We start from the raw sequence: 7,013 nt of genomic DNA on the forward strand, positions 1-7,013 counted from the left end.
ACCGTACTGTTGGAGGGGAGCGCGACGATCAATTGCAAGCGCTTATCCGCACCTATGATGATGCCTTTTTGTTGGGTGGAAATTCGAATTCACCGGGGAGTCATGAAAAAACTACGGGTAATCAAGAGGGGACGGATTTGTGGGTGTTAAAAATGGATGATAGCGGAACGTTATTATGGCAAAAGACCTACAATTTTGGTCAGACCGATGTGCTAACTTCTTTGGTGGAGAATGACGATCACAGTGTATTAATTGGCGGTTATGCCCAAGGCGAATATTCGACTTTACGTTCGAAAACTACAAAGCGTTTGCCTGTGGGCGGTATGGCCAAAGCAAAGAATGGCACGGATGATTATATTGCCTTAAAGATTGACGAAAAAGGCGAAGAATTGTGGTCGCGTACCGTGGGAAGCCATGGCTGTGATTTACTGCGCAAAGTAATTGAAACCCGTGACGGGGGGTATTTGATGGCAGGTACGTCAAATGCTAAGGCTTCAGGGGATAAATCAGGGAGCCAAGGCCGCTATGATTTTTGGATTGTCAAACTCAAAGACGAACAAAAACCTCCAAAAGTTAAGTTGATGATTGAAGCTTCTCCCAACCCAACGTATGGGTTTACCTCTATTGTTATCGGGTATGATTTTGAAAAAGGTACCGCAACGGTGGTGGATTTAAACGGAAGAGTAATGCAGCAGTTTCCTATTCAATCGCGCACGGTGCCGGTGGATTTAAGCGCCCTGCCCGAGGGAATTTATATTGTCAATATCAGCACCAATGTCCAGAGCGACGGCGTAAAAATTATGAAAAAAACAACCAAAAACTAAACCGCCATGAAAAAGTATTTTGTACTCATTTACCTTAGTGTAGTCACCCTTGGTTTTAGCCAAAATCCTGAGATTAAAGCAGATTTACCCACGGTTATTCCTCCAGCGCCTACTGTTGCAGCATTGATGAAGTTTGAGGAAGTGCCTGTTAGTAATTACACGGGTATTCCTGATGTATCTATCCCTTTATTTAATTCTTCCACATTGAGTAAAAATGTAAGTTTAAACCTTTCTTTGAAGTATCACCCCTCTTCTGTTGCTGTAGATGAACGATCTAGTGACGTAGGTTTAGGATGGAGTCTTTTTGCTGGAGGTACGATTTCGCGAACTGTTAGGGGTATGCCTGATGAAATATTAATTTACCCATCAGGAGGACAAAGTCCCGCTGGTGACCAAACAGGCAAAATAGGACTTTACCATACTAATTTACCACACGATAGTAATAACTATTACTATTTTATGAATAATGTTGTAGACACACTTCAGCACTATTATAAGCCATTTCTGTCACAGCAAGTGCAAGATGTAGGAAACGAGTTTTTGTGGACTGCAACAAATAAAGGGAAATATGATACTGAACATGATTTGTGGCAATTTAATTTTATGGGTAAAAGTGGTCGCTTTTACATTAAGAAAAATCAAGCTAATCAACTAGTAATAGTTCCTTTGGATGATTATCGAATGAAAATAATTAACCATTATTCAACAGTAAATGGCAATAGCTATGTGCCAAATTCATTTACTATAATTGATGAAATTGGTAATCGTTATTTGTTTGATATTATTGAAACATCTAGAAATTTTGGTGGAACTAATCAAATGGATTATAATATAAATGTTGGATACACATTTAGTGGTAGTTTATACACTGAGAAAATTTTTAGTAGTGCTTTTCATCTTTCTAAAGTATTTGATCAAAATAATAAACTTCTTTTTCAAATTAATTATTCCGATCCGAGAGTAGAGGGGTTTTCTAATGTTTCGTTTACAAAGAATGAATATCAAAATCTAACAAATTATTTAGTTTACATACACATATTCAACGCCTGTTTAGATTTTCCTGGTTTAGAAGTAACTAATGTTTCAAATACTATCGTAAATGTAAGGAAAATTGAATCAATTGATGTTATTGGAAAAGGTAAAATAGTTTTTGAATTTAATCAAGGTAGATTAGATTCCAATATAAATAATGGCAGTACAACTAGTTACTTGAATAGTTTAACATTTAAAGATTTAAATAATAATCAAATTCAAAAGTATACTTTTGAGTATGAATATATTACTCATTATAACAATCAACCCTCAAGCATTTCTGTCTTTTTACAACGATTGTTTTTAAAAAGAATGAATGTTATTGATAAAAACAATACCCTAAGTAATCATTATAAGTTTGAATATAAAGAAAACAACTCAATTGGAAAAGTAATTGGTAAAGATTTCTGGGGTTATTTTAATCTTTCTGATTTGTGTGAGTTAACTACTCAAAGACACAAGGACCCATCACCAGAATTCTCAACAACTGATATTCTTCAGAAAATTACTTACCCAACAGGAGGATGTGTAATATTTGATTATGAAGCAAATCAATTTTCGTATATTGGAAATGTAGAAATTGAAAATTTTGATGAAAATCCTAAGTCTTTTACAAAATATTTTGAAGATGTTCTGTATTTCAACTCAACCAACACTGTTGAAATTATTACGCCAGTAAATTTTAGACGAAAAATTATATTTCGACCAAGCATAATTTTAAGTACAGATCCAAATAATAATTCAGTTGTATTCAGCTTACAAAAAAAAGTAAATGGCAATTGGGTATTTGTTGAGAGCCTTTTTTGTCCTTCATCAAATCAAAACTGCTGTTTGGAGTTTATTTTTGAGTCTAATACTGAATACAGAGTTCAATTCAATAACTTGAATTATACTAACTCTTCTGAAACAATTATTGTTGAATACATTAACTATACACCAAAAAGTTATTTATTTGGTGGAGGAAATAGGATAAAAAAAGTAGGTTATTTTGATATAGAAGTCTCCAAAGATTATTATGACGTGGTCGGTAATTCTTCATTAAATCCTCCAGTTAAAGAGAAAATCTTTAATTATTCCTTTTTTAATAATCCTTTGAAGAGTAGCGGGTCGTTAGCATTTGCTAAACCACTATTTGAATATACAACTTCTTTTACAACGGTTCATTCTATTGCTTTTTATCAAGCTGCTGGATGCCAAAGTCTTCCAAGTCATTTAGACCATAGTTTTCAAACACATACTTCTTACAATAACTTGAATCTAACTAAGACACATGGGGCAGATGTTGGATATAAAGAAGTTTCTGTTTTTGAAACAAATAATGGCAGAACAGAGTTTACATTCACGTCACCTATTGATTTTCCTGAGGTTGATATACCTACTGGTCCTCCATTTATACCTACTATGAATGTTGACTACAAACGCGGATTACCGATTAAAGAGGTAATCTATGATGAAAATAGTAGAAAGTTAAGTGAGTCAACAAAAAAATATACTTTTACTGAGTTCCTAAATTATACAGGTGTAAGATTTCGTAAACCTTTTGGACAATGTTTTACAGGAAATACTGGATCTGTTAATAATAGTTATACTTCTTTTTTAGCCTATTCAAGTCCTTCAGCTAATGATTGTATTAGGTGTGAAAATCAAAATGTATTTCTTTTAAAATATTGGCTATGTCCACTTCCATTGGATCCCGATCCCCAAAAGCCAAAAATCACTCCTTTTTTTATTAAAGAAGCATACGGCTGGGCCAAACTTGAATCTACTGAAACCAAAAACTATTTCTACGATGCTTCCAATAATCAAAGTGAAGTGGTTTCGCGAGAATTTTTTGAATACAATCCCCTCAACAAAATGATTGCTGAACATCACGTCATCAATCCAGAAGGGGAAGAGACGAGAAGCAGTTATACCTACTTCACCGATCCCGCTGTTCTTGCTCAAAACCGCATCGCTGAGATTGAGCGTATTGAAGTACATAAAAATGGAGAGCTGCTACAAACCAGTCAAATTGAGTATAGCAATACTTTTCCTGGGAATCCTTCTCATCTACCGCGGCGAATTTTAACGGCCAAAGGCAATCAACCCTTGGAGTCAAAAATTCGCTACAATCGCTATGATGCCTTCGGAAATCCCTTGGAGGTGCAACAAGAAGATGGGATGCAAATCGCTTATGTTTGGGGGTACAACCACACGCAAGTAGTGGCCAAAATAGAAAATTGCAGTTATCAGGCAATCCCTGCGCAACTGCTGACCGCCATTGAACAAGCCACTGCCAACGGCAGCGAAAGTGATGTGCTCAATGCCTTGGATGCTTTGCGCAATGCCCCTGCTTTGAGTCAAGCGATGGTTACCACCGTGACGCATATTCCACTGGTTGGGATGAGTACATTGACCGACCCGAAAGGGGTTCGCATAAAATACCATTACGATGCCATGAATCGCTTGGAGAAAGTGACCGACCACTATGGTAATATTGTCACCGAGAACAGTTATAACTACAGACCTTAATTCCGAACGCCATGAAAAATTATATACTACACCTTCGTTTTATTGTTATCGCCCTTGGGGTATTGGGAATGGGGCTATGCGGCACAACCGCTTGGGGTCAAACCACCAATCAAAACTATGTGCGAACCACTACGTACAAAGTGGCTACACAAACCTCTGTTCCTCAGCCTAGTGATAGTGTTGCCCAGCGTCAAGTGACCTATTTTGATGGATTGGGTCGTCCTATTCAAAAAATTGACGGTCGTATGGGAGGAAACGGCAAAGACCGAATCACACATATCGAATATGATGCCTACGGACGCCCACAGTATGACTACCTGCCGTATGTGTCGGCGCAGTCCTCGGACTTGAGTTATCAACCCAATGCCAAATCGGAAACCGAAGGGTTTTCGCTCTATCAAGGGGAGGCCGCTTACAGTCGTAAGTTTTACGAACCCTCACCCTTGAATCGAATACTTAAGCAATCGGCCCCGGGGAATGCATGGGTAGGGAATGAAAACAATGATAACGACCGTACGATCAAGTTTGATTACCAAACCAACGGGGACGAAGAAGTGCGCAAGTATCGCGTTTCACTCTCCTACAATGCTACCGATAAGGTCTATGAAGCGACGTTGAGTGATGAAGGATTTTATGCAACATCGGTACTGTATAAAACGGTGACCAAAGATGAAAATTGGACGTTGCAAAGTGGTTTAAATCATACCACAGAGGAGTTTAAGAATGCTTCGGGTCATGTAGTGCTCAAACGCACCTACAACCAAGGGGAAGCCCATAACACCTATTACATCTATGATGATTTTGGGAATTTGAGTTTTGTATTGCCTCCAAAAATCAACACACAAAATGGAGTTGCCCTCACCCAATTGGATGCTTTGGGCTATCAATATCAGTACGACAATCGCAATCGTTTGGTGGCCAAAAAACTTCCTGGCAAACGTTGGGAGTACCTCGTTTACGATCGTTTGGATCGCGTTGTCGCCACAGGCCCCGCTTTTGATCCGTTTGGAGGCGAACAAGTAGGTTGGATGCACACCAAATACGATGCCTTCGGACGTGTGGCGTATACCCTTTGGAAAATTGAGAGAAGAACATTTGATTTGTCCACTCGCGCCGCTGTACAACAAACTTTTGATGTGTCAGCAGAAGTGTATGAAACGCGCTCGGGATCGAATGTAGACGGCTATGCCAACCCCTACAGTAGTAAGGTTTTTCCGCAGAATGACTACAAACTCCTTACCGTAACGTTTTACGATAATTATCAGTTTCCAGGGGCACCCTCACAAGTGCCTTCGGAAGTTACTGGCCAACGTGTGTGGGCTAATGCCAAAGGACTCAACACGGGGTCGTGGGTTCGCGTTATGGCCGAATCGAATGAGACCGTTGGCGAAACCACGTACACCTTGTACGATTATCAAGGACGTGCCTTGCAAACCCATACGCAAAACTACTTGGGTGGCCATACTACGATTACCCAAGTGTACAACTTTGCAGGACAAGTGCTCAACACCCAAACGGACCACCAACTTTTTAATGGTACTAATCCCATTACCGTTATAGAATCATTTAATTATACTCCGCAAGGACAATTGAAAACACGCACCCATCAAATCAACAATCAGGCGCGTGAACTTATCGCCGACCACCATTATGATGCTTTGGGGCAATTGATTCGCAAAGAAGTAGGGGGACAGGATTTTAGCACATTACAAGGATTACAAAGCGTGGACTACCGCTACAACATTCGTGGGTGGTTAACCGATATCAATACTGTTGAGAGTTTGGCGCAACCGGGTAGACCGCATGATTTGTTTGCTTTCAAGATTAATTACAACCAAGTCGAGGATAACGCCTCCAATGGGGTAGTATCGTTGTACAATGGAAACATCAGTGAAACGTATTGGCGTTCGTACAATGATAACGTTTTGCGCAATTACGGCTACACTTATGACGCGCTGAATCGTTTGGAGGAGGCTTTTTACCAAAAACCGGGCTACACCCAACCCAATGTAAACAATTACCGCGAAAAGCTCACCTATGATTCCAATGGGAACATTACCCATTTGTGGCGCAATGGGGAATTGGATGCGACCAATTTGGCCTTGGAGATTGATGATTTAACGTATACCTATGCTCCTGATAGTAATTTGCTGTTGAAAGTCACCGATGCTACGTCAAGTCCAGCGGGATTTCAAGACGATGCTACCGATGGTACTCTAGCTTCTGACTCTACCGATGATTATGTTTATGATGCCATGGGGAATATGGTACAGGATGAGAATAAGAATATCCGTTCGATTACGTATAATCATTTAAACTTACCTGTGCTTATTAATTTTGGAGAACGAGGAACAATTACGTATTTTTACGATGCCATAGGGCGCAAAGTGCGTAAGGTGGTTCAAAATAACGTTCTTTCACAAAATACTGTTACGGATTATGCCAATGGGTTTCAGTATGAAAATAACATTTTGCAATTTTTCCCTACTGCAGAAGGGTATGCTACTCGATTAACCACAAAGATTGAGGAAACGGGTCGTCTTGTAAAAATCCCAATTGAAGAGTTGCCTGAGGATCAGTTTAGCTATGTGTACAACTACACCGACCATTTGGGAAATATACGGTTGAGTTATGCACAAGACCCCG

General features: G+C 39.3%; 3 protein-coding genes. All 3 read left to right on the forward strand.

Annotated elements, in window-relative coordinates:
- Positions 1-824 (forward strand): T9SS type A sorting domain-containing protein (locus tag ABWO12_RS11855; RefSeq protein ID WP_353089204.1); only part of this gene is annotated, 824 nt, incomplete at its 5' end.
- A gap of 6 nt (positions 825-830) precedes the next feature.
- Complete coding sequence (locus ABWO12_RS11860; protein WP_353089206.1) at positions 831-4,367, forward strand: hypothetical protein; 3,537 nt, start codon at positions 831-833, stop codon at positions 4,365-4,367.
- A gap of 11 nt (positions 4,368-4,378) precedes the next feature.
- Positions 4,379-7,013 (forward strand): DUF6443 domain-containing protein (locus tag ABWO12_RS11865; protein WP_353089208.1); only part of this gene is annotated, 2,635 nt, incomplete at its 3' end.

Origin of the sequence: Flavobacterium sp., from assembly GCF_040379285.1 — a bacterium.
In the GTDB taxonomy this organism is placed as follows: Bacteria; Bacteroidota; Bacteroidia; order Flavobacteriales; family Flavobacteriaceae; genus Flavobacterium.